This window comes from Pauljensenia sp. C0170B4, assembly GCF_056590235.1.
Genome location: NZ_JBWPVS010000001.1, coordinates 422,109 through 446,696 on the forward strand (window position 1 = coordinate 422,109; position 24,588 = coordinate 446,696).

Annotated in this window: 20 protein-coding genes and 1 tRNA gene; 14 read left to right on the top strand and 7 right to left on the bottom strand. The window is 59.8% G+C overall.

The features are described 5' to 3' along the window. Positions 1–55 precede the first annotated feature (55 nt). From AC1EJ1_RS01895 to AC1EJ1_RS01905, 3 genes are all read left to right on the top strand, one after another. Positions 56–2,026 (top strand): serine/threonine-protein kinase, encoded by a 1,971-nt coding sequence (locus AC1EJ1_RS01895; RefSeq protein WP_480295261.1) that lies wholly within the window; start codon positions 56–58, stop codon positions 2,024–2,026. A 134-nt stretch (positions 2,027–2,160) separates the two neighbouring features. Further along, positions 2,161–2,967: a DsbA family protein gene (locus AC1EJ1_RS01900; protein ID WP_285014846.1), complete on the top strand. Its 807-nt coding sequence runs from the start codon at positions 2,161–2,163 to the stop codon at positions 2,965–2,967. Positions 2,968–3,075: 108 nt separating this feature from the next. Then, positions 3,076–3,151, top strand: a tRNA-Thr gene (locus AC1EJ1_RS01905). A 498-nt stretch (positions 3,152–3,649) separates the two neighbouring features. Here AC1EJ1_RS01905 and AC1EJ1_RS01910 read toward each other — a convergent pair. Together AC1EJ1_RS01910 and AC1EJ1_RS01915 are read right to left on the bottom strand one after the other, a co-directional pair. Next, positions 3,650–4,042, bottom strand: coding sequence for a hypothetical protein (locus tag AC1EJ1_RS01910; RefSeq protein WP_480295262.1), 393 nt, complete (start codon positions 4,040–4,042; stop codon positions 3,650–3,652). Positions 4,043–4,531: 489 nt separating this feature from the next. Further along, positions 4,532–5,227, bottom strand: coding sequence for a uracil-DNA glycosylase (locus AC1EJ1_RS01915; RefSeq protein ID WP_480295263.1), 696 nt, complete (start codon positions 5,225–5,227; stop codon positions 4,532–4,534). A gap of 146 nt (positions 5,228–5,373) precedes the next feature. Here AC1EJ1_RS01915 and AC1EJ1_RS01920 point away from each other — a divergent pair, with 146 nt between their 5' ends. The 3 genes from AC1EJ1_RS01920 to groL all read left to right on the top strand — a co-directional run bounded on the left by AC1EJ1_RS01920 (position 5,374) and on the right by groL (position 9,014). Further along, complete coding sequence (locus AC1EJ1_RS01920; protein WP_480295264.1) at positions 5,374–5,997, top strand: LytR C-terminal domain-containing protein; 624 nt, start codon at positions 5,374–5,376, stop codon at positions 5,995–5,997. Positions 5,998–6,025: 28 nt separating this feature from the next. After that, a complete protein-coding gene (locus tag AC1EJ1_RS01925) occupies positions 6,026–7,102 on the top strand; it encodes a glutathione S-transferase C-terminal domain-containing protein (RefSeq protein ID WP_092648832.1) in 1,077 nt (358 codons plus the stop codon). Between the two features lie 289 nt (positions 7,103–7,391). Then, positions 7,392–9,014 (top strand): chaperonin GroEL, encoded by a 1,623-nt coding sequence (gene groL / locus AC1EJ1_RS01930; protein WP_058237261.1) that lies wholly within the window; start codon positions 7,392–7,394, stop codon positions 9,012–9,014. Positions 9,015–9,140: 126 nt separating this feature from the next. Here groL and AC1EJ1_RS01935 read toward each other — a convergent pair whose 3' ends face one another. The 4 genes from AC1EJ1_RS01935 to AC1EJ1_RS01950 all read right to left on the bottom strand — a co-directional run bounded on the left by AC1EJ1_RS01935 (position 9,141) and on the right by AC1EJ1_RS01950 (position 13,040). After that, a complete protein-coding gene (locus tag AC1EJ1_RS01935) occupies positions 9,141–9,428 on the bottom strand; it encodes a WXG100 family type VII secretion target (RefSeq protein ID WP_058237260.1) in 288 nt (95 codons plus the stop codon). 220 nt (positions 9,429–9,648) lie between these two features. Continuing rightward, positions 9,649–10,683 (bottom strand): HD domain-containing protein, encoded by a 1,035-nt coding sequence (locus tag AC1EJ1_RS01940; RefSeq protein WP_285014834.1) that lies wholly within the window; start codon positions 10,681–10,683, stop codon positions 9,649–9,651. A 132-nt stretch (positions 10,684–10,815) separates the two neighbouring features. Further along, positions 10,816–12,258 (bottom strand): sensor histidine kinase, encoded by a 1,443-nt coding sequence (locus tag AC1EJ1_RS01945; RefSeq protein WP_285015084.1) that lies wholly within the window; start codon positions 12,256–12,258, stop codon positions 10,816–10,818. Positions 12,259–12,317: 59 nt separating this feature from the next. Further along, the gene (locus tag AC1EJ1_RS01950; RefSeq protein WP_058237257.1) at positions 12,318–13,040 is read right to left on the bottom strand and encodes a response regulator transcription factor; all 723 of its coding nucleotides are present in this window, start codon (positions 13,038–13,040) and stop codon (positions 12,318–12,320) included. A gap of 125 nt (positions 13,041–13,165) precedes the next feature. Here AC1EJ1_RS01950 and AC1EJ1_RS01955 point away from each other — a divergent pair, with 125 nt between their 5' ends. The 7 genes from AC1EJ1_RS01955 (at position 13,166) to AC1EJ1_RS01985 (ending at position 21,287) form a co-directional block, all read left to right on the top strand. Next, positions 13,166–13,648, top strand: coding sequence for a PH domain-containing protein (locus AC1EJ1_RS01955; RefSeq protein ID WP_058237886.1), 483 nt, complete (start codon positions 13,166–13,168; stop codon positions 13,646–13,648). A gap of 5 nt (positions 13,649–13,653) precedes the next feature. After that, positions 13,654–15,573 carry a PH domain-containing protein gene (locus AC1EJ1_RS01960; protein WP_154955712.1) on the top strand — a complete coding sequence of 640 codons (1,920 nt, stop codon included), beginning with the start codon at positions 13,654–13,656 and terminating at the stop codon, positions 15,571–15,573. Between the two features lie 11 nt (positions 15,574–15,584). Beyond that, the gene (locus AC1EJ1_RS01965) at positions 15,585–16,574 is read left to right on the top strand and encodes a Rossmann-like and DUF2520 domain-containing protein (RefSeq protein WP_285014830.1); all 990 of its coding nucleotides are present in this window, start codon (positions 15,585–15,587) and stop codon (positions 16,572–16,574) included. Positions 16,575–16,719: 145 nt separating this feature from the next. Then, positions 16,720–17,634: a pantoate--beta-alanine ligase gene (panC, locus tag AC1EJ1_RS01970; protein WP_058237255.1), complete on the top strand. Its 915-nt coding sequence runs from the start codon at positions 16,720–16,722 to the stop codon at positions 17,632–17,634. Continuing rightward, positions 17,627–18,151: an aspartate 1-decarboxylase gene (panD, locus tag AC1EJ1_RS01975; protein ID WP_371935775.1), complete on the top strand. Its 525-nt coding sequence runs from the start codon at positions 17,627–17,629 to the stop codon at positions 18,149–18,151. Before panC ends, panD begins: the two co-directional genes overlap by 8 nt. Positions 18,152–18,161: 10 nt before the next feature. Beyond that, entirely contained in the window at positions 18,162–19,769 is a 1,608-nt protein-coding gene (lysS, locus tag AC1EJ1_RS01980; RefSeq protein WP_082628583.1) for a lysine--tRNA ligase, read from the top strand. 501 nt (positions 19,770–20,270) lie between these two features. Further along, positions 20,271–21,287, top strand: a complete 1,017-nt coding sequence (locus tag AC1EJ1_RS01985; protein WP_480295265.1) for an ADP-ribosylglycohydrolase family protein — start codon at positions 20,271–20,273, stop codon at positions 21,285–21,287. Here the strand turns inward: AC1EJ1_RS01985 and AC1EJ1_RS01990 are convergent. Continuing rightward, complete coding sequence (locus AC1EJ1_RS01990) at positions 21,284–22,222, bottom strand: sugar-binding transcriptional regulator (protein WP_480295292.1); 939 nt, start codon at positions 22,220–22,222, stop codon at positions 21,284–21,286. The two genes, AC1EJ1_RS01985 and AC1EJ1_RS01990, sit on opposite strands and share 4 nt — an antisense overlap. A 233-nt stretch (positions 22,223–22,455) precedes the next feature. Between AC1EJ1_RS01990 and AC1EJ1_RS01995 the strand changes: the two genes are divergently transcribed. Further along, the gene (locus AC1EJ1_RS01995) at positions 22,456–24,204 is read left to right on the top strand and encodes a glycerol-3-phosphate dehydrogenase/oxidase (protein ID WP_058237254.1); all 1,749 of its coding nucleotides are present in this window, start codon (positions 22,456–22,458) and stop codon (positions 24,202–24,204) included. Positions 24,205–24,588 lie beyond the last annotated feature (384 nt).

Here is a 24,588-nt window from a genome sequence, read left to right on the forward strand (position 1 = left end):
GAAATTCCTCGAATCTAAGTCCTGCAGAGCGTCATCATTCGATACGCTCAAGAATGTGGATATCGGGCAACGCGTTGGCGGCTACGAACTGGTCAGCCGTCTGGGCATGGGAGGTGCCGGCACTGTCTGGCTGGCTCGTGACGATGGAGGAGCACAAGTCGCCCTGAAAATGCTGCACCCGGCTCAGGCTGCCACGGAGGAAGCCCGACAGCGTCTGAGCAGAGAAGCTGCCACGGTCAATCGAATCCGATCAGACGGCGTCGTGCGCGTCCTCGATGTTGAAACGGAAGCCGCTGAACCCTTCGTTGTCACCGAATACGTGAACGGCCCAACCCTCGCCTCGCGCATCCGCAGCGGGACAATGAAACTGAGCGAAGTGGCGCGCCTGGCCACAGCACTGAACCGTATCCTCAAACGTGTCCACGGGGCAGGGGTGGTTCACCGTGACATCAAACCGTCGAACATCATTCTGTCCGAACGCGGCCCCGTGCTCATCGACTTCGGTATCGCGGTCGGGGATGGGGATGACCGGCTGACGGCGACCGGACTGGTGTCCGGCACTGCGGGCTACACCGCACCGGAAGTAATGACGGGCAGTCCGGTGACTCCTCAGGCTGATTGGTGGTCCCTGAGCGCCACGATCCTGCACGCATTGACCGGCCGACCACCTTTTGGAGGCGGAGCACCCGGCGTCATCATTTCGCGCGTCCTTGCCGGTGATGCGGATATCGCGGGATTGCCTCCTCGCTTGGCATCGTCCATGAAACGATGCCTGGATCCTACTGTCGACAACCGTATGAGCTTCGAAAGCCTGTGCTCCGTTCTGAACGGTGCGGCAGATTCGCACGCTCGCGATGGATACGGCTCCGGCCGCGACGACGAAACTGATCAGTACTCAGACACATGGACGGGGAGCTCACTGGTCACGTCCAGCCTGGGTGACCTGGGCTCAACATTCATGCCCTCATCATTTGACGAGGACGACTACACGAGCGACACGCCTGAGACAACACAGTATCCCGATATGACCACCAATCAGGCGTACACCCAGCCTCTGACTCAGAGCACTGACGTGTATCGCGCACCGCAACCCGGCCAGCCAGAGCTCTCTGCCGGGCAGCCCAATCAGTGGGAGCCGCCTGTCACGATACCGTACCCAGTTTCTTCTCCCGACCAGACGGCTGCCATCCCCACCGACGTGCCTCCGCTTCCGCCCGATGAGGCGCAACCAGGGTGGCAAAGCGCAGGCCCCTTCCTGGTCAACAAGGGTGGCGAGTCGTTCAAGAAACTTCCGACGTGGGATGATGCGCAGTCACCCTCGGCAATTACGGTGGACAAGCCTGCGCCCCTCGAACTGGCGGAGCCGGGCGAAGGGGACGTCGAGGAAACCGATGGCGAACCTGAATGGCGACCTCCCCCTCTGAAGAGAACGGGGGTCTTGTCGACCTGCCTGATGGCGGCCCTCTCGCTGTTGCCTGTCGCATACGGCATGTCGGGACTGGTCGCAGTGCTCGCAACCCTCCTGGTATTCAGCGTGATCGGGCAGTTCCGCGAACGCAAGGTCAACCGGCAGAGGGATCGCAACGGGCCGGGGCCGGGAGATACGGCCATGACACTTCTCAAAGTGCCGATCATGGTGGTGGTCGGTGTGCTGAGCATAGCCGTCGCTTCGGTGATCGCATGTATATGGGCGGCGATCGTGTGGGCCATCGCCATTGTGACGGTGCTGAGGGATTATCTTGAGATGTCTCTGGAAACCCTTCAATGGCCCGGTGACCTGGTGCTATGGGGCGGGGTACTCTCCGATCCCAGTGGAGTTGCGACTCAGATGATTCCGCTGACGGCGCTGATGGCTGTCTCACTGGTGCTGCTGATGAGCTTCAGGATCCTCGAGCTTACTGAATCGGTGCGTGATGGAATGGCGATCGTGTTCCGCACCGTGTCGCCGCCGTGGTGGGGGCGTGCGCTGTTGAGTGCGGCTTTCCTGGCGATCCCGGTCGCGTTCTGGCTGACGACGGTTTCCTAGATGTGCTGACGGCGGTTTTCGAGGAAGGCGGCTGTGGATGCTCTGGCCTGTTGGGTTCGCGTCAGGTGGGTCATCGCGTCATAATGATCCTGCGTGAAAATCAGTATCTGCCCGAAGCGAGGAGCACATAACCGATGGCGAAGTCAGAATCATCGCGTGATACGCGCACGAAGGCGCGGGAGATGCGCGAAGCCCAGCTCAAGTCGGAAAAGCGTACCCGCGTCATCATCATCGGCGTGGTCGTGCTGATTGTCGTCGCCGTGGTTGCAGCTGTGGCGGCAGTGATGCTGACGTATCGCCCGAAAGGTTCGGCTCTGCCTGACGAGGAGGCCGCAGCGCTGCTGGGACCCTACGCAGATTCGTCGCCGGTGGTGTACTCCCACAACGGCATTGAGGATCCTGATCCCAACCTGCCGACGCTGACGATCTATTTTGACTACTCGTGCCACGTATGTGCGCAGGTTGACACCGCGGGCGGTGAAGAAATCGTCCAGGCTGCTACTGACGGGAAGTTCAACATTGCCTACCAGCCCGTCACAACAGTTGGCATGGACTACGCGAAACCCGCGACCACAGCATCGCTGATCGTTGCACAGAAGGATCCCGAACACTGGGTGGCGTTCCACCACGCGCTGATGGGCTTCTTCAATGAGCAGTGGACGTCTGGCGATACACGCGTCGTCAAATCAATGGATCAGTCCATTGACAAGGTGGCGGAACTCGCCCGTTCCGTGGGAGTTCCTGACGAAGTTGTCTCGACCTTCGACGCCAATGCGGTGCAAACCTACTTGGCGAACTCCACTAAAGTATGGGGCGAGAAGAAGTTCGCGGGTCGCGGCGATTCGTACGGCACCCCCGAATACGTGAAGGATGGCACGAAGGTTATTCCGTTCACGCTGGAGAACTTTGCCTCCGACATTATTTCGGGGATGGCTGAGTAAGCGGTTCGCGCCTGCCGTAAGCGGTGAGTAGTCGTCTCGAGGGATTCTTCACACTCAATAGATTCGATTGGTGTTCACTGGCGTGCTCATGGCAAGATATGTGAGCTGGCCACCTTAGCTCAGTTGGTAGAGCACCCGCCTTGTAAGCGGACGGTCGCGAGTTCGAGTCTCGCAGGTGGCTCCATACTTTCGAATTGGATGACGTCAGGCCGGCGAATAATTGGTGTGCATATAGCCGAGGGTGTCTCCCGTCCCCTGAACATTCCTCGAGTGCAAGGGTGAGCCTGGTGGTGGTGCTGGATCAGCGTCACCGTGGTGGACGGTAAGACGAACGCTGTCACAATGGACACGGAGGGGTGCAGCACGATTGCCCATCGTGACGGGGCTACGAACTCAAAAGGCGTGTCGTAGCGGTGTCGGGGTGATCGACGCGACCCAATCGGTGGCCGATTGCGTTGAATCGATGAGGGCATCCCCGCTATGTGGTGTATGCGGGACGTTGGCTTTCTTAGGTAGTTCCCGTATTTGCAGCTTCAACAGGTGTATTTCGGGCATTAACCCTGAATGCTCGACGCATTCGTTTTCAGAGGAATTGCGTCTATCGCAGTGAACAGCAGATGCGCTTGTTGGTGACGCCTTGACTACACCTTAAGAAACGCGCCAAAGTGCTGTCCTGTGTCGATCACCTGGGCGGCTGGAGGTCCCCAGTCAGCTTAACTGTGACACCGAGCTCTTGGCACATTTCGACAATTCCGGTTGTCTGGGAGGCAAATGAGTCAAGCATGCCAGGATTCTGGGTTTCGCCGAACTTTTCAATGTTGTTTCTTGTCCGCACGAGCTTGTCCTGGAGGTGAAGATCTTCCGCTGCTTGTTCCGCATTATTGAGCTTGTCGGTGATCTGCGACAGTGCGTCCTCATTCGGCGCCGAGCGATCCTCGATGGTGGCGAAGATATCAACGGCCTCTTTGTACAGCCCGCACGCTGTCTTGTCGCCTTCGGCGGCATTGCTTCCGCCACACGCAGTGAGTGTCAAAGCTGCTGCAAGTGTCAGAAGTGGTAGTGCGTAACGTTTCACCGCGTGTCCTCGGTTTCTTTATCTGCTAGTACGATGCGTATGGGCGCGTCAACAGCGTCCCGCGGTACATTACCACAGGCCGGACCGGGAACTGGTACGAAGTGGATACAAGGCGGCTACTGCTGGCTGCCAGGGGATGCTGCCGAATCAGGTATGCCGCTACGGGGCTAGCCTCCGCCAATTGGCAAAGGCTCAGTCTGATCCCTCGCTTCCTCGCGAATCTCCACATCGCCAACGCAACATACGACAAGAGCAAAGAGTAAAAGCGACGCGCTCGTATCTCCTGCCGTTTTGAATGAACTGACTCCTCGCACTCACGACTGAACACATAACTGTCCAACTTTCAGGGGTCAGCACGGCCGTGAGAGCAGAGTTCTGCCTAATTGCGACCAACCCGTCCTCGAAAGTCCGCTTTCAGATTGCCGGCCTCTGCGCCGCTATCTGCATCCGCGGCCAGCGGTCCCGCCTGAAAGAGTGGCCCTAAGATTCCTACGGCAACTGCCAGTTGACCGGCTCCGCACCCTGAGACTGCAGCAGCGCATTGACACGCGAAAACGGCCGCGAACCGAAGAACCCGCGACGAGCAGAAAGCGGCGACGGATGAGCAGACTCCACCACAGGTGTTGCACCCAGTCGCGGCTTCAGTCCCTGAGCATCGCGACCCCATAAAACAGCGACCAGAGGCCTCCCTCGTCCAACAAGAGCATCGATCGCACAATCCGTCACCTCTTCCCAGCCACGGCCACGATGCGAAGCCGGCGCGCCAGGGCGCACAGTAAGGGCGCGGTTCAGCAGGCACACTCCCTCGCGTGACCAGGGAGTCAAATCACCGCTGGTCGGACGAGGCACACCCAGATCCTCCACCAACTCAGTGAAGATATTCTCCAGGGATCGAGGCGGGCGAACCCCGGGAGCAACAGAAAACGACAGCCCCATGGCGTGCCCGGGTGTCGGATAGGGATCCTGGCCGACGATGAGCACCTTGACCTCATCAAACGGATATGTGAACGCGCGCAACACGTCCCGTCCGGCTGGAAAGTACCCGTGACCAGATTGAATCTCCGAGCGCAACATCTGTCCAAGCTCATGCACGCGCTCTTCAACCGGAGCCAGCGCCCGCGCCCATCCCGGATCAAGCAGCTCACTCAATGGTCGCGGACCGGTGCCGCCTTCAATTTCGCTCACGTACCTAGCGTATCCCGTCTTATTGACGAGGGTGCCCCTCGAGCCGCGGTCTGAGCGGTATGTTGAGACGGTCGTAACCGGCGCTGTCGATGCGACACCCGGCCGATTGGTCGCACAAAAGTGACAGTTACAGATAGTCTAAGCGCGTGAGCTCACAGTATCCGAAGGATGAATTTGATCGAGCTGGCGAAGATATGCCGGTCGGTATGCACCGCGCCCAGTCCTCGAAATGGCGCTCAGTCGCGCCGTTCTTGATTCTTCTCATCGTTATCCCGCTGCTCGGATGGGGTCTGGCGCGAATCCTCACCAATGCAGGAATCACGCCGTCACAGTCCGATTCGACTCAGTCGGTCGCACAGTCGGCCGCGCCCCCCTCGGGCGATGTGCAATCGGGCGAGCAGGCAGATGAGAAGCCAGAAGCTTCGGGAACTGGCTCAACCGACACACAGGTATCGGGCGAAGAAACTCAATCGTCCGGAGATGAGCCAACTGAAGAAATCATCGACAAGCATGTCAAGATCGGCGTCCTCAACGGCACGGGTATCGAGGGGCTTGCGGCCGAAAAATCCGCAGCGCTGAACGAGGCAGGATTCCCCGGAACTATCGCTGAGAACGCAGAAGGTTGGGTCTCCGACGTTTCTGTGGTGTACTACGCCGATCCGCAGATCGAAAAATCCGCCCACGAAATCGCCCGAGTCCTGGGAATTGACGAGGTTCGCGAGAACTTCGATGATGTCGGTGACTACGACGTGGTCGTCCTGCTCAGATAAGAGGAACCCCTCAAGAAGAGGCGGAAATATGGCTGACGACGCTCAGAAAGCTCACAACGCCGCAACCGAAGGCGCGTACGTACGCGACACCGCCTACATTGCTGACAGGATTGTGTCGTCGATCCCGCCAGGATCCGCTCCGCAACCGCGATCAGGCGATGCACGTGAAGTGGGGAACATGTTGTGGCCGGTCGAGTCTGGCCGCTACCGCCTCATGGCCGCCCGAGCTTGCCCGTGGGCACACCGCGCTGTCATCATCCGCCGACTCATGGGTCTGGAGGACGCTCTGACACTGAGTCTGGCAGGCCCCACCCACGATGCCCGGTCATGGAACTACAGTGGGATGTACCCCGACGACCGTGATCCGGTGCTTGGCATCGAGCGCCTCCAGGACGCATACTTTGCGCGCGTGCCCGACTATCCGAAAGGGATCACCGTCCCTGCGATTGTGGATGTCCCCAGTGGTGCCGTGGTGACCAATGACTTTAACCAGATGACCATCGACATGTGCACACAGTGGTCAGGCGTGCAGCGTGACGGCGCTCCGGACCTGTATCCAGAGTCGTTAGTGGACGAAATCGAAGCCGTCAACGACGAGGTCTACCCGAACATCAACAACGGTGTCTATCGGTGCGGTTTCGCCGCTGACCAATCCAGCTACGAGGACGCCTATCGAGATCTGTGGCGCGCAATGGACTGGGTTAGTGATCGGCTCACCTCCCGCCGCTACCTGGTCGGTGACCACATCACGCTGGCTGACGTGCGACTGTTCACCACCCTTGTGCGTTTCGATGCAGTCTATTTCGGGCACTTCAAAGCCAATCGGATGATGATCCGTGACATGCCGGTACTGCGTGCCTACCTGCAGGACCTATTCCAAACACCGGGTTTCGGTGACACGGTGGACATCCAACAGATCAAAGAGCACTACTACATCGTGCACGAGGAAATCAACCCCACCCGCGTTGTCCCTGTGGGACCGGATCTGTCGTACCTTCTGGAAGAACATGATCGCGAGCAGCTGGGCGGCCAACCGTTCGGACAAGGAACAGCGCCTGGCCCTGTGCGAGAAGACGAGCGCCCTCCCGCACTGACTGAATGTTAAAGAACGCGCAGCTCAGCGCCGTCGGTCACAGCTGCCGGGCAAGGTGGCCGCTGGACGGGCTATCCGCCGGTACAACCCGCTTCATGACTGTTCGCTATGAGCGACTATGCCCGCCTTGCACTCTCGGGTCGAGAGTGCCAAAATTAGATTAGCACTCGCCAAGGCAGAGTGATAAAAGACCTTAGGGCTGGTGAGGTTACACCGGCAACGAGACAAGAACGTTGCCAGTGGAATCGTCCGTCGCGGGCACCGTCCCTACGATCCGCAATGCGGAAGGAATATACATAGCATGTCCAAGCTCATTCATTTTGATGAGGAAGCGCGCCGTGGCATGGAGCGCGGTCTGAATCTTCTGGCTGACACCGTCAAGGTCACGCTTGGCCCCAAGGGCCGCAACGTTGTCCTCGACAAGAAGTGGGGAGCTCCCACGATCACCAAAGACGGCGTGTCTGTCGCCAAGGAAATCGACCTCGAAGATCCGTTCGAGCGCATCGGCGCCGAACTGGTGAAGGAAGTTGCCAAGAAGACCGATGACGTCGCCGGTGATGGCACCACGACCGCAACCGTTCTTGCCCAGGCACTCGTACACGAAGGTTTGCGTAACGTCGCAGCCGGCGCCAACCCGATTGGAATCAAGCGCGGCATCGACCAGGCAGTTGAAGCAATCGTTGAGCAGCTGCACAAGGACGCCAAGCCGATCGAAACCACCGACCAGATCGCTGCAACCGCGTCGATCTCGGCAAATGATCCGGCCATCGGCAAGCTCATCGCTGAAGCTTTCGAAAAGGTCGGAGCCGAAGGTGTTGTGACTGTTGAAGAGACCAACTCCTTCGACACCACCTTGGAGACCACCGAAGGCATGCGTTTCGACAAGGGCTACCTGTCCGCGTACTTCGTCACCGACACTGAGCGTCAGGAAGCAGTCCTTGAGGACCCTTACGTTCTGCTCATGGAATCCAAGATCTCCAATGTCAAGGATCTGCTGCCCCTGCTTGAGAAGGTCATGCAGTCCGGCAAGTCCCTGCTGATTGTTGCTGAGGACATCGAAGGTGAAGCGCTGGCTACACTGGTCGTCAACAAGATCCGCGGAACCTTCAAGTCAGTGGCCGTCAAGGCTCCCGGCTTTGGCGATCGCCGCAAGGCAATGCTGCAGGATATGGCCATCCTGACCGGCGGTCAGGTCATCTCCGAGACCGTTGGCCTTTCCCTCGAGAACGCCGATCTGGAACTGCTGGGTCGCGCCCGCAAGGTTGTCGTCACCAAGGACGAGACCACCATTGTGGACGGCGCCGGTGAAAAGGACGCCATCGATGGTCGCATCCGCCAGATCAAGACCGAGATCGAGAACACCGATTCCGATTACGACCGCGAGAAGCTGCAAGAACGCCTCGCCAAGCTTTCCGGTGGTGTCGCCGTTATCAAGTCCGGCGCCGCAACCGAGGTTGAGCTGAAGGAGCGTAAGCACCGCATCGAAGATGCTATCCGTAACGCCCGCGCAGCCTCTGAAGAAGGCATCGTGGCCGGTGGTGGTGTGGCACTGCTCCACGCCGCACACGCAGCGCTGGACGACCTCAAGGTCGAAGGTGACGTGGCAACAGGCGTGGGCATTGTGCGCCTGGCTGTTGCAGCTCCTATCAAGCAGATCGCTGAGAACGCCGGACTCGAAGGCGGCGTCGTGGTGGATCGCGTGTCCTCCATGAAGCCGGGCGAAGGCCTGAACGCTGACAGCGGCGAATACGGTGACCTGATGGCTGAAGGAATCTCCGACCCGGTCAAGGTGACTCGTTCCGCACTGCAGAACGCAGCATCCATCGCCGGAATGTTCCTGACCACTGAGGCCGTTGTGGCCGACAAGCCAGAACCGCCAGCAGCGCCCGCTGCCGGTGGCGATGACATGGGCGGAATGTACTAAGCCGCATCTGATCTACAGACACCAATTGACTGGAAGGCGCTGACCGCATATCCAGTTAAGCGCGAGGAAGTCCCGTTGAGCACACGTGCTCGGCGGGGCTTCCTCGCATGTTCGCGACATCGTCACTTACGCGAACAACGACACGGTCTGCGACTCGGCATCAGCGTAGACGTTGGCAGCAGCGGATAGCTGCGTGCTGATCGAATCCAATGACGATTCAACCTGCGTTTGAGTTGCGCGCCAGGAGGCGGTCAACTCAGCGAAATTAGCTGACGCAACTCCCGTCCATGTGTCCTGCAGGGCCAGAAGATCAGCCATCATGGATGCCACTTCTGTTCGAATACGTTCGGCGGTGGCGCCGATATTGGCCGCAGATGCAGCAACTAGATCTGAGTCGACGTTATATGTTGCCATCGGGGATCATCCTTTCGGTTGCGCGAACCCGCGGTGGGCTCGTCACACATACCGTAGGAAGGCCAGCCACCCTCGAAAACATCGCGCCTGGAACCTGTGGATGCGCGCAGAGAATACCTCCTCCTGTGGATGCGCGGGGAGAAAGCTTTTTTTCTGTGGACGCGCGGGAAGAACGCCTCCTCCTGTGAACGCGCGTCGAGGGGGAGCCTGACGAGCGTCTTCAGGACTGAGAACTGGGGCGGCTGGGCACATCCAGCGTCTCGATAGCTGTTTCCAGTGAGGAAGCATCTTCGTTGTCGGAGTCGTCATCCCCATCGGAACCGGGGCGCGCCGCGTAACCATCCGCTGCCTCGGGAGCCAGCGCAGGGATGGTGGATGTCGTCTCGACGTCATCGTCGTCAGCCTCATCCTGCATCTGCGAGCAGTTATTCCGCTTCAAATGCTTGCGGCGAATGATGATGGCACCCGACGATGTTACTTGCGCATCGTCAAACTGACCGGTTGTGGGTCCATCCACCACTTCGATGCCGGAGGTGTTGTCACTGGCCGATGAGATATCAGAAGGATCCTTCTCAAGAATTGCTTCATCGAGCTTGGCCAGCTCAGCTTCCAGGTTTTCGCGGGCACGCGACTCCCAATCAGCAGCGCCAGGGGAGTGAAAGACCGAATCGCGAGCCAGCAGGCGGCGCACCACGATCCGGCGGGCACGCAAGTAGGCCAAATCATCGACTTGTTCGTATTCTTCACGCAGCGACTGACGGAATTTCTTGTACTCCTGTGGCGCGGCAGCGATCGAAGCGAGGTCAGCGTCCACCAGGACCTGCGCGTCCACGTCATCACGCGGGGCGGTGTGGATGGCGACCATGCGAATCAGGTCGGCAACCCGCATTGCCACGTCGTCGCTGATTCCCAGTCCGGTCAAGTGCTCGTGAGTCAATTCGGCGCACTCGGCGCTGACGGCCTGCGGGCTTGAACCCCACAAAGCCGCCTGCACAGCGCGGTTCAGGATCAAACCGTGGTACCACGCTGCGATACGAAGAACATCGGGATCGTGTGTTGACCCCGACAGCTCATCGAGATGCGCCAGTACATCGATCAGGTGCCGCACATTGTGCAGCGTTCGACCCGGCTCATTCCACCGGCTGAGGAGTTCACGAGCCTCGGCGTCAAGTTGAGCGGGCGTTGCGGTAGCCCCCAACTCCTCCATCGACTGGACAAATGAACTGAACAGCCACTGAGGTGCTTCAGCACCCATGACGATTCACACTCCTTGAAAGGGATGATACCGAGCTATGGTAGCCGCACTTGGTGTCATATTCCTACCCGAGAGTCCCAAAAAAGGCGGATGTGTGGGCGAAATAGCATCGCGCGCCCAGCGCACAGCGCCTCACATGCCTTGATCTGCCTCGTTTGTGAGGTCCTCCGCAGTCAAATGTGTGGGCAGTTCAATACGCACCGTCAAGCCGCCACCAGGGGTCGTTTTCAGCTCAGTGGTGCCGTTGTGCGCCCCAATAATCGAAGCAACGATCGCCAATCCCAGGCCAGATCCGCCCGTCGTACGCGCGCGTGAATCCTCAGTGCGGTAGAAGCGCTCAAAGACGCGTTTTTGTTCGTCTTCAGCAATGCCGGGACCGTGGTCACGGAATTCCACGATCGCCATGCCGTCGTTGAGCCCCAGAGCCAGCTCCACTGGCGTATCGCTGGACGTGTAGCGGTTGATGTTGCCTACCAGATTCGTGAAAACCTGCTGAATGCGGTCACGGTCCACATTGACCGTCAACGTCATCGGAGCTTTACGCCCGGACAGTGACCTGACGGTGATGTCGCGTGTAGGATCGAGCGCCTCAAGGTCGGAGGCAGCATTGTCAGCAATTTTGACGAGGTCCACCGGAGTCAGGGCAAGAGGTCGCCCCTCGTCAATTCGTGCCAGCGTCAGCAGATCCTCCACGAGGTTTCCCATGCGCGTGGCCTCGGAGTGAATACGATTGATGACTTCTGGAACCTGGTTGCCGGGCACGCCTCCCATCTGATAGAGCTCGCCGTACCCGCGGATGGCGGCAAGAGGAGTGCGCAGCTCGTGTGACGCGTCAGAGACGAAACGACGGATCTTACGGTCAGACTCGGCGCGCGTATGGAATGACTGTTCGACCTGACTGAGCATCGTGTTGAGTGACAATGCCAGCGATCCGACTTCAGTGGTTGGCGGTTCGGGTGGGATGCGCTGACTCAGGTCTCCGGCAGCGATGCGACCGGCAACGACCTCAATATTGCGCAGCGGTTTGAGAGACTTGCGCACCAGGTACTGGCCGATCGTCCCTCCTGCGATGACGATAATCATGGAGGTCAGCAGGAAGTAGAAAGCGGTGTCTGACAGTGTGCGCTGGACGTCAGTGAGTGGAAGTGCAATGGTCATGACCCCAACGGGATCCTGACTGCCTCGCACTCCCAGCGGAATCGCCATTGCCCGCCACGTGGAGCCGGGCAGTGACGATGAGACGGTGACGGGCCGCGTCCACCCGGATTCAGTATTGGCAAATTCGCCCGGCTCGAGCAGGTCGGGAATATTCGGCGTGCCCGAGTACTCTAAGGTTTCAGGCGACGTATAGGTCCAGGTCTGCCCGTCGGCGTGCACCGCGCGAATGAAAAATCGGGTTGGAACATAAGCGTTGGTGTTCGTCAATTCGGTGAGGGATTGCCGGGCCAGGGGTGATGCTGACGAGACCAGTTGCGCGTCGATCTGTGAGGTCAGGTGACGCTGAAGCAGGCCGATCATTGCTGCTCCAGCCATTGTCAGGCCGAGGGCCAGCAAGGCCACTGTCAAGATCACCATGCGTGATGACAGGGGCCGGTGTTCCCATATCTGCCGGGCAGATTGGACGGGTTGCACTGTCAGCTGTCTTCCCTCAGCATGTAGCCCACGCCGCGGCGAGTGTGGATGAGCTCGCCCGACGATCCTTCGACTGACAATTTGCGACGCAGGTAGGAAATATACGACTCAACGATGGCTGCTTCACCATCCCAGTCGTATTCCCACACGTGATCAAGGATCTGCATCTTGGAGACGACGCGCCCCTCGTTGATCATCAGGTAGCGTAAGAGCTTGAACTCGGTGGGGGATAGCTCGATATCGACGCCCGCGCGGCGAACCTCGTGAGCATCCTCGTCCAGTTCCAAATCCCCCACACGCAGCATGCCGTCATCTTCGCCGCTGTGGCGAGTGCGGCGCAGGATGGCGCGGATGCGAGCGACGACTTCCTCCAGGCCGAAAGGTTTGGTGACATAGTCGTCTCCGCCCACTGTCAGCCCCTGGATTTTGTCGCGCATATCGTCACGCGCAGTCAGGAACAGGACCGGAACCGTGATACCCGCTTCGCGTAAACGCCGCGTCACCGTGAAGCCATCCATGTCGGGCAGCATCACATCCAGCACGATGAGATCAGGGTGGGATTGAGTGGCCTCGTGAAAAGCGCTGGCACCATCCGCAGCAGCGATCACTTCGAATCCAGCAAAACGCAATGATGATGCGAGAAGGTCGCGGATATTCGGCTCGTCATCGACGACGAGCAGACGTGCTTCAGCGGAGTCGGATGAAGTCGGGATATGAACAGCCATACAGTTAGTGTGGCGGTTCATCCTGAAAGTTGGCTGAACGACGCGTGAGAGTTCAGCATGTTCTTCGCCCCAACGATGTGCCACTATTGACGATGAAAATTGAACGAATGATGAGGGAGACCGTGATGACAGATCCAATGAGTCCGGAAGGCATCACATTTACGCCGGTGTCGCCGGCGCTGGCTCGAGTGCGCACAATTGGAGTTCTGATCTTCGTCATTCCGCTTGCCCTGATCTTCGCAGTGCTGGCTATCGTGTCGTTTCCCTGGTGGTGGATCGGCACCGGAGTCATCATTGCGTACAGCATCTGGCAGATCTGGCTGATCCAGCGGCAGGTGCGCGCGCTGGGATTCGCATTCAGCAACGACGAATTCATGATCCGTTCCGGCATCATGTTCCGCAATCTCAGCATTATCCCCTACGGTCGAATCCAGTATGTCGATGTGTCCGAGGGGCCGATAGCCCGTCACTACGGCATTGCGTCCATCAAGATCAACACAGCGTCCAACGAAACGGCCGGCTCGATTGATGGCCTGCCGACCGACCAGGCAGCCCAGCTGCGCGACATGCTGGCTAAGCGTGGCTCTGAAGAACTGACGGGACTGTGAGCGATATGAGCAACGAGACCGCAGACCCATCGGGCGCACCTGCGCCCACAGAACCAGTAGAGCCGACAATGCGAACGACGCCCGCACAGCCATGCTCGCCTTCGCAGTCACCTTCGTCCGCTGCATCGACTCCGCATACGGGGGCGACTCTGCCCGCTTCACACACGCCGTCACAGTCCGAGCGAAAGAAGCGCACGGCGAGCGCCCTCGACAATGCGCTGCCGGAGGAAGGCTGGCGTAAAGTCCACCGCATTTCACCGGTCCTCAACACGTGGCAGTTCTTTGCTGCCCTGGTGGCATTCCTGGCCTACCAAGGCACCGGTGTGATCTCTGAGCTGCTTGACTCGGACGTCATCTCCCACATGCCGGCCCTCCATATCGCGGGCTACATTCTGGGAGCAATCGCGCTCTTTTCGGTGCTGGTGGGCGTGTACTCCTATTGTGCGTGGAAGCGCACAGCCTACGCTCTCACAGATGAAGCCGTCTGGTACCGGTCGGGCATCATCTTCCGAGTACAACGCCACGCCCGACTGGAAAAAATCCAGGCGGTTGACATCGTCCAGCCTCTGCTTGGCAGGATTTTCGGTCTGGGCAAAGTCACCATCGAAGTGGCAGGCGGGTCACATTCGAACCTGGAGTTCGGTTACCTGAAAACTGAAACACTCCACAATCTGCGCGCCGAAATCCTCGCACTGGCTGCGGGTGTCACATCCGGATCAGCATCCGCTGCACTGGCGCGTCAGGCACGTGAAGCTGCCGCGGAAGCTCCCGACGTTGACTTCGGTGAACAGGTCGCCGTAAGTGACAGTATCGGCACTGGTGCTCCTGCTCCGGAGGCACAGGAAAATGAAGTCTTCCGTGTGCCATCTGGACGTCTCATTGCCTCATTGTTCATGTCGGTTGGCCTGATTATCTCCTTCCTGGTGTTCCTGGCCGCCATGATCGGCATGATCGCCTTGATACTGACGGAGGGGCTGGCAGGCGTGTCAGGTTTCATCCCGATCATCGTCGGTATTCTGCCCATCGGCAGTGTTGTGTGGAGCCGTTTTGCCGGCGCGTTTGACTTCCGCGCAGGCATCTCAGCTTCGGGCATCCGTATTCGCAAGGGCCTGACTTCGACGCGTTCCCAAACCATTCCGCCGCGACGCGTCCACTCCGTGCGCATCACGCAACCCTTCCTGTGGCGCACCAAAGACTGGTACCGCGTCACCGTCTCGATGGCCGGCTACGCAGGCAATTCTTCCAACGGATCGGAAATGGCTGACGCCTCCTACGTGCTGCTCCCGGTCGGCACGCGCGAAGAAGCTGAACTGGCTGTGTGGATGGTGATCCAGGACCTGGGTGTGGATGACCCCCTCGCCCTGATCCACGACGGCCTGCATGGGGATAACCGCAGTTCCAGCCGCTACTTTGTGCCCAACCCGGAGCGCTCAAAAGTCATGGATCCGATTGTCTGGCGCAGGCGCGGCTCGGCTTTGACCGAACGGGTGATGGCGGTGCGCGATGGGCGCGTCACTCACACCTTGACGATCATGCCCTATGAGCGTTTCCAGTCTGTGAGCATCTACCAGGGGCCGTGGTTGCGCAGACGCAAGCTCGCTGTGGTCAATCCGAAACTGGTCAACGGTCAGGCACCGATTGCTGCTCACCATCTTGACCTGGAATTCGCCACCACGATGGTTGCAACCCTGATGGAACGAGGGCGACTTCGCCGTGACCATGAGCCGCCTGAACGCTGGATGCGTCGCGTGGCCCAGTCAGTGTCCGATCCGAAGGTTGCCGAGCAGATTGAACACAGTGCCAATGCTTACGAGGATTCACCTGAGGATGTTTCGCCCGCAGCTGGAGCTGACACTGACGCCCCGCCCGCAGCTAGTGCACCTGCTGCCGGCGCCTTGCCCGCAGCGGGCTCTGACGAGCGGTAGGGTAAACACTTGTGAATCCCTTGCACGACGCGCATGAGCGCCCGAGGCGCAGCGCGCATGAGCATGCGGGCGAACCGTCGCGTCGTCCGCGCCCTGACCAGCTCCATATCGGAATCATTGGGATGGGGCATGTCGGTCCTCCCCTGGGATCCGCGCTGCGTGCAGCCGGTCACGATATCGTCGCGGTGAATGCGTCGTCACCCCAGGCGCGCGAACGTGCAGAGGTCATGCTGCCGGGAGTGCCGATCATGGATATTCCTGACGTCATCTCCGCCGCCGACCTGGTCCTCATCGCCATCCCTGACGATGCGATCGAACCACTGGTGAGCGGACTGGCAGATCTGGGAGCGTTCCGTCCTGGCCAGATCGTCGCGCACACGTGCGGAACGCACGGCGTCGCCATCTTGAACAAAGCCCAACAGGCAGGCGCACTGCCGATCGCACTGCATCCGGCAATGACGTTCACCGGCACGTCCATCGATGTGTCCCGCCTGGTGGGCACACCATTCGCCGTGACCTCGCCTGCTGCGCTGGTGCCGATTGCGCAGGCACTGGTGGTGGAGTTGGGTGGAGAACCCGTGATCGTACAGGAAAACGACCGCACCTTATATCACGCGGCACTTGCGCATGGTGCCAACCACCTCGTCACACTGATCGTGCACGCCCGACGCATGCTGGAAGCTGCCGGAGTCGAACAGTCCGGCACGTACCTGCGACCCCTGGTCGAAGCTGCGCTGGATCGCGCACTGACCGAAGGAGATCAGGGGTTGACCGGCCCGATCGTGCGCGCCGATTCAGGAACTGTCGGCGCACACATCACCGCACTCCACAAAGCTGCGCGCCTGGCCGCCGAGGACAACGAGCAGGCAGGCGCGCGGCTGACCGATTCTGCCGACAACTACGCAGATATGGCGCAGGCAACGATCACGATGCTCACGCGCAGTGGCCGTCTGTCCCAACGCGCAGCCGACGAGCTGCGCACCGCCCTGATGGAGTCATAACCGCTTCGCCCCAGCACCTTCAATGTCGCGTGCGATCAGCGGCGCGTGCGCCAGCCTCGTCAATCGTGACCAGTTGCGCACCAATTGTGGTGGGAAGCAGGCTCAAACGGGGGAACAATAGAAGGGTCTGAAGGAGGCTGAAACGATGACCCCGATCGTTGCACATACTCGCGCCGAACTACATGATGCGCTGGCACAATTGACGGGCACGCGCGCACTGGTCATGACGATGGGCGCCCTGCACGAAGGACACCTGTCGCTCGTTCGGCGCGGCAAGGAACTGGCAGATCACGTGATCGTGTCGATTTTTGTTAATCCGACGCAGTTTGCACCCGGTGAAGACTTTGACGCCTACCCGCGCACATTTGACGCCGACCTCGCCAAGCTCAGTGGCCTTGATGTGGACGTGGTGTACGCCCCGACGCCCGATGACGTGTATCCGCACGAACCCGCCGTGACCATTGATCCGGGGCCAATCGCGCGCGTTCTGGAAGGCAAGACCCGGCCCACGCACCTGGCTGGCGTGGCGCTTGTCGTCACCAAGGTCATCCAGCGCGTCCGCCCCGATGTTGCGCTGTTTGGCCAAAAGGACGCGCAACAGCTCGCGATGGTACGCAACCTGATGGACGAACTCGACGTGCCGGTGCGCATCGAAGGCGTGCCGATTGCGCGCGATACAGACGGCCTGGCACTTTCCAGCCGCAACCAGTACCTCTCGGATGAGGAACGTGAACGCGCGTTGACATTGTCGCGCGCCCTGCGCACCGCTCATCAACGTGCCAACGAGGGTGACTCGCCCAGCGCAGTCGTGGAAGCTGCAGCGCAGGTGCTCGACGAAGCCGAAGGCGTGGAGCGTGACTATGTGGCATTGACAGACGAAGCGACTTTTCAGATCGTGGCGCTCGCAGACTCTGACCAGTCAGGAGTAACGGTGCCCACCACCGATCAGTGGCCCGACCGCGCATATGTGCTGCTGGCAGCGCGCGTGGGGTCGACCCGCCTGATCGACAATACGATCATTGACCGCCCAAAGGGCGCCTCGGGGGATGCCAATGACTGACCAGAGCGCACCAGCGATGGGCCCGCGCGCGGCCAGCTCGCCCGCGGAAGTGTACCGCCCGATGATATGCGGCAAGATTCATCGTGCGCGCGTCACCGATGCCGACCTGCACTATGTCGGGTCGGTGACGATTGATGCGGATCTGCTGGAAGCAGCCGACATCCGTGAAGGCCAGCAGGTGGATATCGTCGATATCAATAACGGTGAGCGGTTGACGACGTACACCATCGCCGGGCCGGCCGGTTCGGGCGTGGTGCAGCTTAACGGTGCCGCAGCCCGAAAAATCGGCGTGGGGGACCTGGTCATTATCATGGCGTACGTGTCCGTTCCAGAATCACGACTGGAATCCTGGCAGCCTCATGTGGTCTTCGTTGACCGCGACAATCACATCGTGGAATGCGGCGCTCATCCTGGTCGCGTGCCCGAAGACTCCGAACGCGCCCGCGAGCTGGACCTGCACAGTTCAGGTATGAACGAAGACAGTGGAGGCCTCCCTCGTTTTTCGAAGAAAGACTGAAACAGATACCATGGCACACGTGAGTGAAGAACTAACGCCCCAGAAACCGGCCGGACACAACGACTCAAACGCTCCTCGAAAGGAAGCGGGACAGGGCCGTGACGACGCGCCTGAACAGATGCGGATCCGTGCAGGTAAACGTCAAACCATGCTGGACGAGGGGAAGCAGCCCTACCCGGTTGAACTGCCGATCACGTCGACCATCGCTCAGGTGCGCGAGGCGTATGGACATCTGGAAGCCGGTGAAGAAACCGACGATGTGGTGGGAATCGCCGGCCGTGTGATGCTGATGCGCAACGGCGGAAAGCTTTGCTTCGCCACCTTGCAGGACGGCGCAGGTGTGCGCATCCAGGTGATGCTGTCCGCCGCCTCCGTCGGACCGGACTCGCTCGCAACCTACAAGTCCGAGGTTGACCTGGGAGACCACCTCTTCGTCCACGGGCGAGTGATTTCATCCAGGCGCGGAGAACTGTCGATTATGGCAGAGCCGGGGGAGGGCGAGGATGCCCCCGCATGGAAGATCGCATCCAAGGCACTGCGTCCACTTCCCAAGACCTACACCGCTGAAGACGGCACGGAAATGGCGCTGTCGGAGGACATGCGCGTGCGCCGCCGCTACCTCGACATGATCGTGCGCCCCGCAGCTCGCGAGATGGTGCGCATGCGAGCCAACGTTGTGCGTTCACTGCGCGACTACTTCCATGACGCAGGGTTCATCGAAATTGAGACGCCGATGCTGCAGGTCCTGCACGGCGGTGCGGCAGCACGCCCGTTCTCAACACACATGAATGCCTACGACACGGAGTTGTACCTGCGTATCGCCCCTGAGCTGTATCTCAAGCGCGCAGTTGTCGGTGGTGTTGACAAGGTCTTCGAGATCAACCGTAACTTCCGCAATGAAGGCGCTGACTCGTCGCACTCACCTGAATTCACAATGCTGGAAGCGTACGAAGCGTACGGAACCTACGACACGATGGCCACGCGTACCCGTGATTTCATTCAGAAAGCCGCGCGCGACGCACTGGGAACCGAAGTCGTCACCCTGCCCGACGGTTCGACCTACGACCTGTCGGGATCGTGGGAGTCGATCAGCCTGTATGACTCGATTTCGGATGCGGTCGGAACCGCGATCAGCCCGCAGACTTCTCGCGAGGATTTGGTGCGCATCGCAACGGATCTGGGCGAAGAGATCCCCGACCACTACGTCAATGGCAAGATTGCGGAAGTCATTTTTGAAAAGACCGTGGGGGACAGTCTGTGGGCACCGACTTTCGTGCGCGACTTCCCGGAAGATTCCTCACCGCTGGTACGAGGACACCGCTCAAAGCCCGGCGTGGTGGAAAAGTGGGATCTGTATGTGCGAGGGTTTGAACTGGCCACAGCCTATTCGGAACTGGTCGACCCCGTGATCCAACGCCAGCGCTTCGAAGCCCAGGCACTCGCCGCTGCTGAAGGCGACCCGGAAGCTATGGTGCTGGACGAGGACTTCCTGATGGCCATGGAATACGGCATGCCTCCGTCGGGCGGCATGGGAATGGGGCTGGATCGCCTGCTCATGGCTCTGACGGGGCAGGGAATCAGAGAAACCATCACGTTCCCGCTGGTCAAGAAGATCTGATCCGCTACGAGCTGCCTGCACCACCACACTGCATCGATGAGAAGGACACGACCATGATGAATCGGAGCCGGGCGAGCCAGAAGCGACTGCTCATTGTTGGATCGATGATGGCAGCGCTGCTCACAGCCTGATGCCGCGGTGCAGACCAATCGACTGCGCAGGCGCAAGCAGTGGAGCTCAAATACGGGTACTGCTTGCTAGTGGCATTTACCTGCTGGACGTACTTGCTTACCGGCGACTTTCGCCCGTCGACCGTGCCCGCTTGGCAGTGACTTTCGCCTGTTGAGCGCATCTGCCTGGCAGGACACATATATGCCGGCCGTATCTGCTCACGAGCCCTACGCTCCGAAACTTCTCAGCCAACATGCAGGTTCTGTGTTTACATTAAACGAAAGGCACCTGCTGGCTCCCATGTGCTTTCATGTGGCAGCGCCCAAAGATGCCCTCGTACATCAATAAAACGACGCAGAACCACTAAGGCAGTAATTCGTGACGAACTTCGTGAAGCAAACGCAAGCGCTCAAAGCGGATCGGGCGATCGGCGCTCTGACTGGACTTGCTCTCGGTGATGCGCTCGGCATGCCCACGCAATCGATGAGCCATGAGGAGATTCATCAGGCGTACATCCGTGTGGACGGCCTCGTCGATGCGAGCCCGACGCAGCCCATCGCGCCCTCCATGAAAGCTGGCCATGTCACCGACGACACCGAACAGGCCCTCCTGGTTGCCTCCCTGTTGATCGACGGTGACGGGCACATTGATTCGCTTGAACTGGCGCACCGCCTGCTCGCGTGGGAAGACACGATGAGAGCGCGAGGATCCCTCGACCTGCTCGGCCCCTCCACCAAGAGTGCACTCGAAGAAATCCGTGCCGGCGCCGAATACGGCACCACTGGAACGGAAGGCACGACCAACGGCGCCGCGATGCGGGTGGCGCCGGTGGGCATAGCCATCGACATGCGCGAGGCCGAAGCGTTCACGCGCGTAGTGCGCGAATCATGCATGGTGACGCACAATACGACGCAGGGTTTTGAAAGTGCTGCGCTCGTCGCCGGAGTCGTCAGCCTGGGGATCAACGGGTTGGATACCCTGTCAGCACTTGAACTTGCGCTGACCGAAATCGACCGACTGGGTTCGCCCGGACACTGGAGTCCGCGAGCCAGCGTCGTCGCACGCACGCAGTACGCCCATAATCATGCCCGCAAGAGGAACGAGGAAGACTTCGCAACCTGGCTGCGCGAAATGGTGGGAACATCCGTCGAATCCAATGAAGCTGTTCCGGCGGCATTCGCGTTAACGCGCCGCTACGCGCAGCAGCCCTATAAAGCTCTGATCCAGGCTGCCAATATTGGAGGGGACACGGACACAATCGGCGCGATCACCGGCGCAATGCTGGGTGCGACATGCGGTGTCAGTGTCTTCCCGAACACCGTCATCGAGCAGGTGATGAGCGTGTCAGGCATCGATGTGGCAACCCCCGCGCTCGAATTGCTTGACGTGCGTGAGCGGGCCCGTTAGCGAGACGATCGCTGACCGTGCTCGCGGTTCATCCGGTTGAGCAGTGCGCGTGCCGCTTCGGAGTCGACCACCAAGTGCGTCATCACCCCGGCACGCAACGCTCCCAGCAGGGGAATCGCTTTCGAGATGCCAGAAACGACGCACAGCCGCACGGGGATGCGCCGCAATACGTCGGGCATGGGACCGGATGCTCGATGGTTGAGCTCCATATTCGTTGAGCCGTCTTCGCGGATCAGTACCGTACAGACGTCGCCCACTACTCCGTCGGCGCGTGCTGCGTGAAGTTCGGTGGCGTCAAGATATCCGCCCGAATACACGTGCGAGGGGAGCGCTGCGTCGAGCGAACCCACACCGAACAGTGCCACGGTTGACGACTCGATCGTCGTCAGGACCTGGCGAATTGAGCGTTCGCGCCACAGTGCCTCTTTAGTGTCGGCATAGTCGAAGAACGCGGGGACGGGGAAGTAGACCGTCTGGCCACCAAACGCTTCAGCAGCGCGCGACATGATTGAACCCGCGTACGGGACACCTGACTGTGCCGCATTACCGGCCCCGTTGAGCTGGACGACCGTGACGTTGGGCAGGGGAGTCCTGGCCAAGTGGCGCGTGACTTCTGCCGTTGTATTGCCCCAGGCGATTCCAAGCGTGGCGCCAGGTTGCATCAAGTTGGCGAGCTGCGCCGCGGCCACCTGCGCCACCGATTCAAGCGTGGCGACAGGGGTGTCTACGGATGAAACAGGGACGACGACTGCGTTGACGTGGAACGCCTGCGCAATTTCGCGTTCCAGGTCGGTGCGCGCACCGGCCAGGTCCTGCACCTGGATGCGTACCAGTCCCACCTCTTTGGCGTAGGACAGCAGGCGTGAAACCGACGAGCGCGACATGTTCAATTGGGAGGCTATCGCCTCCATCTTTTCTTCGCGGATGTAGTACAGAACGGCCGCTTGCAGTGCCAGCTCATCACGTTTGCTCACGACTCCCAGTCTCTCATGCACAAATGCCCAACACCTTTGGGTAGACGTGCATTTCTGAGATAATGAAGGCAACAACTCGTCAAGCACGATCGAGAAGCGCGTCTAAGAGCGTGATCGATTAGCGCGAGCAGGCAGCGCGACTAAATGTCGCGATAAAGAAGTACGGTCCAACAACACGATCGATGGAGACGCAGATGAGTATCCCAGTTCTATCACCCACAGCCCGACACGATGCCCTGCAGGAAATGGCGTCAGGCCCCGAGCTGGATGTACTCGTCATCGGTGGCGGAGTGACAGGAGCAGGTATCGCCGTTGACGCCGCCACGCGTGGCCTGCGGGTGGGAATCGTGGAAGCGCAGGACTGGGCCTCGGGTACCTCGTCGCGCTCCTCGAAACTGGTGCACGGCGGGTTGCGCTACCTGTACCAACTCGACTTCAAACTCGTGAACGAATCCTTGCGGGAACGCGGTCTGCTGCTGACGCAGAACGCTCCTCACCTGGTGAAGGCGCAGCCGTTCTTGTGGCCGTTGAAGATTCCGGTCATTGAGCGCACGTATTCGGCTATCGGTGTCGGGATGTACGACGTACTGGCCCAGTTTGCGCACCGCGGGTCTGTTCCGATCCAGAAGCATTACTCGAAGAAAGGGTCCCTGAAGCTGGCGCCCGCCATCAAACCCGATGCGTTAACAGGATCGATCGTCTACTACGACGCGCGTGTAGATGATGCGCGCCTGGTGGTGACGCTTGTGCGCACGGCGGTGCGTTACGGTGCGCTGGCTGCCAACCGGGTTCAGGTTCAGGAACTTGATCAGGATTCCTCCGGCCGGGTTCGAGGGGCGCATGTGGTGGACCTCGAAACTGGCGAAGACTTGCATATCAAAGCCCGTAGCGTCATCAATGCGACGGGCGTGTGGACTGAGAAAACGCAGTCGCTGGCGCACACCGGCGGGGGACTGAAAGTTCTGGCATCGAAAGGTATTCACATCGTGGTGCCCAAAGATGCGATCAAGTCGAAAGTCGGTATCTTCCTGCGTACCGAGAAATCCGTGCTTTTCATTATTCCGTGGAAGCGGTACTGGATCATCGGCACGACAGACACCGCCTACCATGAGGATCGCCTCGAACCTGTTGCCGACAGGGAGGATATCGACTACCTGCTTGAACATGCCAACTCGGTGCTGGCGACCCCGCTGACGCGTGACGACATTATCGGCACGTATGCCGGTCTGCGTCCGCTGCTTCAACCCGGAACCCTCGACAATGACGAAACCAAGTCCACGAAAGTGTCGCGTGAACATACGGTGACGGAAGCCGCTCCTGGGCTGACGGTGATCGCGGGAGGCAAGCTGACGTCGTATCGCCAGATGGCGCAGGACGCAGTGGACTTTGCGCTCGGCTCTGGGGCGAAGAACAAGCCGTGCGTCACAGAAAAGACACCGCTCGAGGGAGCGAACGGCTACTTCGCGATGTGGGAATCCCGCAAGAAATTGGCGCAAGAGTCTGGTCTAAGCGTCGACCACGTCGAAGATCTCCTGGATCGATACGGGGCCGATATCGAGTTGGTGCTGTCAATGATTAAGGAGGATCCTTCTCTCGGAGACGAGTTGCCCGGCGCGCCTGAATATCTCAGGGCGGAAATTGCATTCGGCATTGCGTACGAGGGAGCCCTGCACATCGAGGACCTGCTGACACGTCGTACCCGCATCCACTATGAGCACAAGGATCGCGGAGTGGAATCCCTGGATGCGGTGGCTCAGATCGCGGCTGCAATGCTGGATTGGGATGAAGAAACGACCGCGCGTGAGAAGGCGTCGTATCAGGCGCGATGCGATGCTGAGCGTGAAGCTGAAGGCATCTGGGATGAGAAGCAAGCGCAGGCCGTCCGCGAGCAGGTAGAACCGATCCGGCCCTTCAAGGACGTTGCTCCTGACGTCCAGGGCTGAATCAGCACTCAGCTTTGTCCCCGGTCAACGCCGCGTCGCCCCGCTTGGCTAACGGCGCGTTGCGCGGAGGCTCGGGGATGATGCACCCTCACGCTTTACCCCGGATAGCGTGGCCTCGTAAGACCTTGACCGGTTGTCGCCACGAGTCCGCACTATCTTGACCGGTTGCTCGTTGGGCCTGTCGTGGGTGCTCCGTTGATCAGGCCATGTACCGCTCGCTGCACAATGCCCTAGGTCTTAACCTCTTTCGTGTACGAACCCCTAGATCCTGAATGCTCTCCTGCACGAACCCCTAAATCTTAGGAGGATTTGTGCACAACCCCCTAGATCAACAGAGGACAGGACATCCCTCGAAAATTGGAATGTCTTGTGACCTGCGTTTTG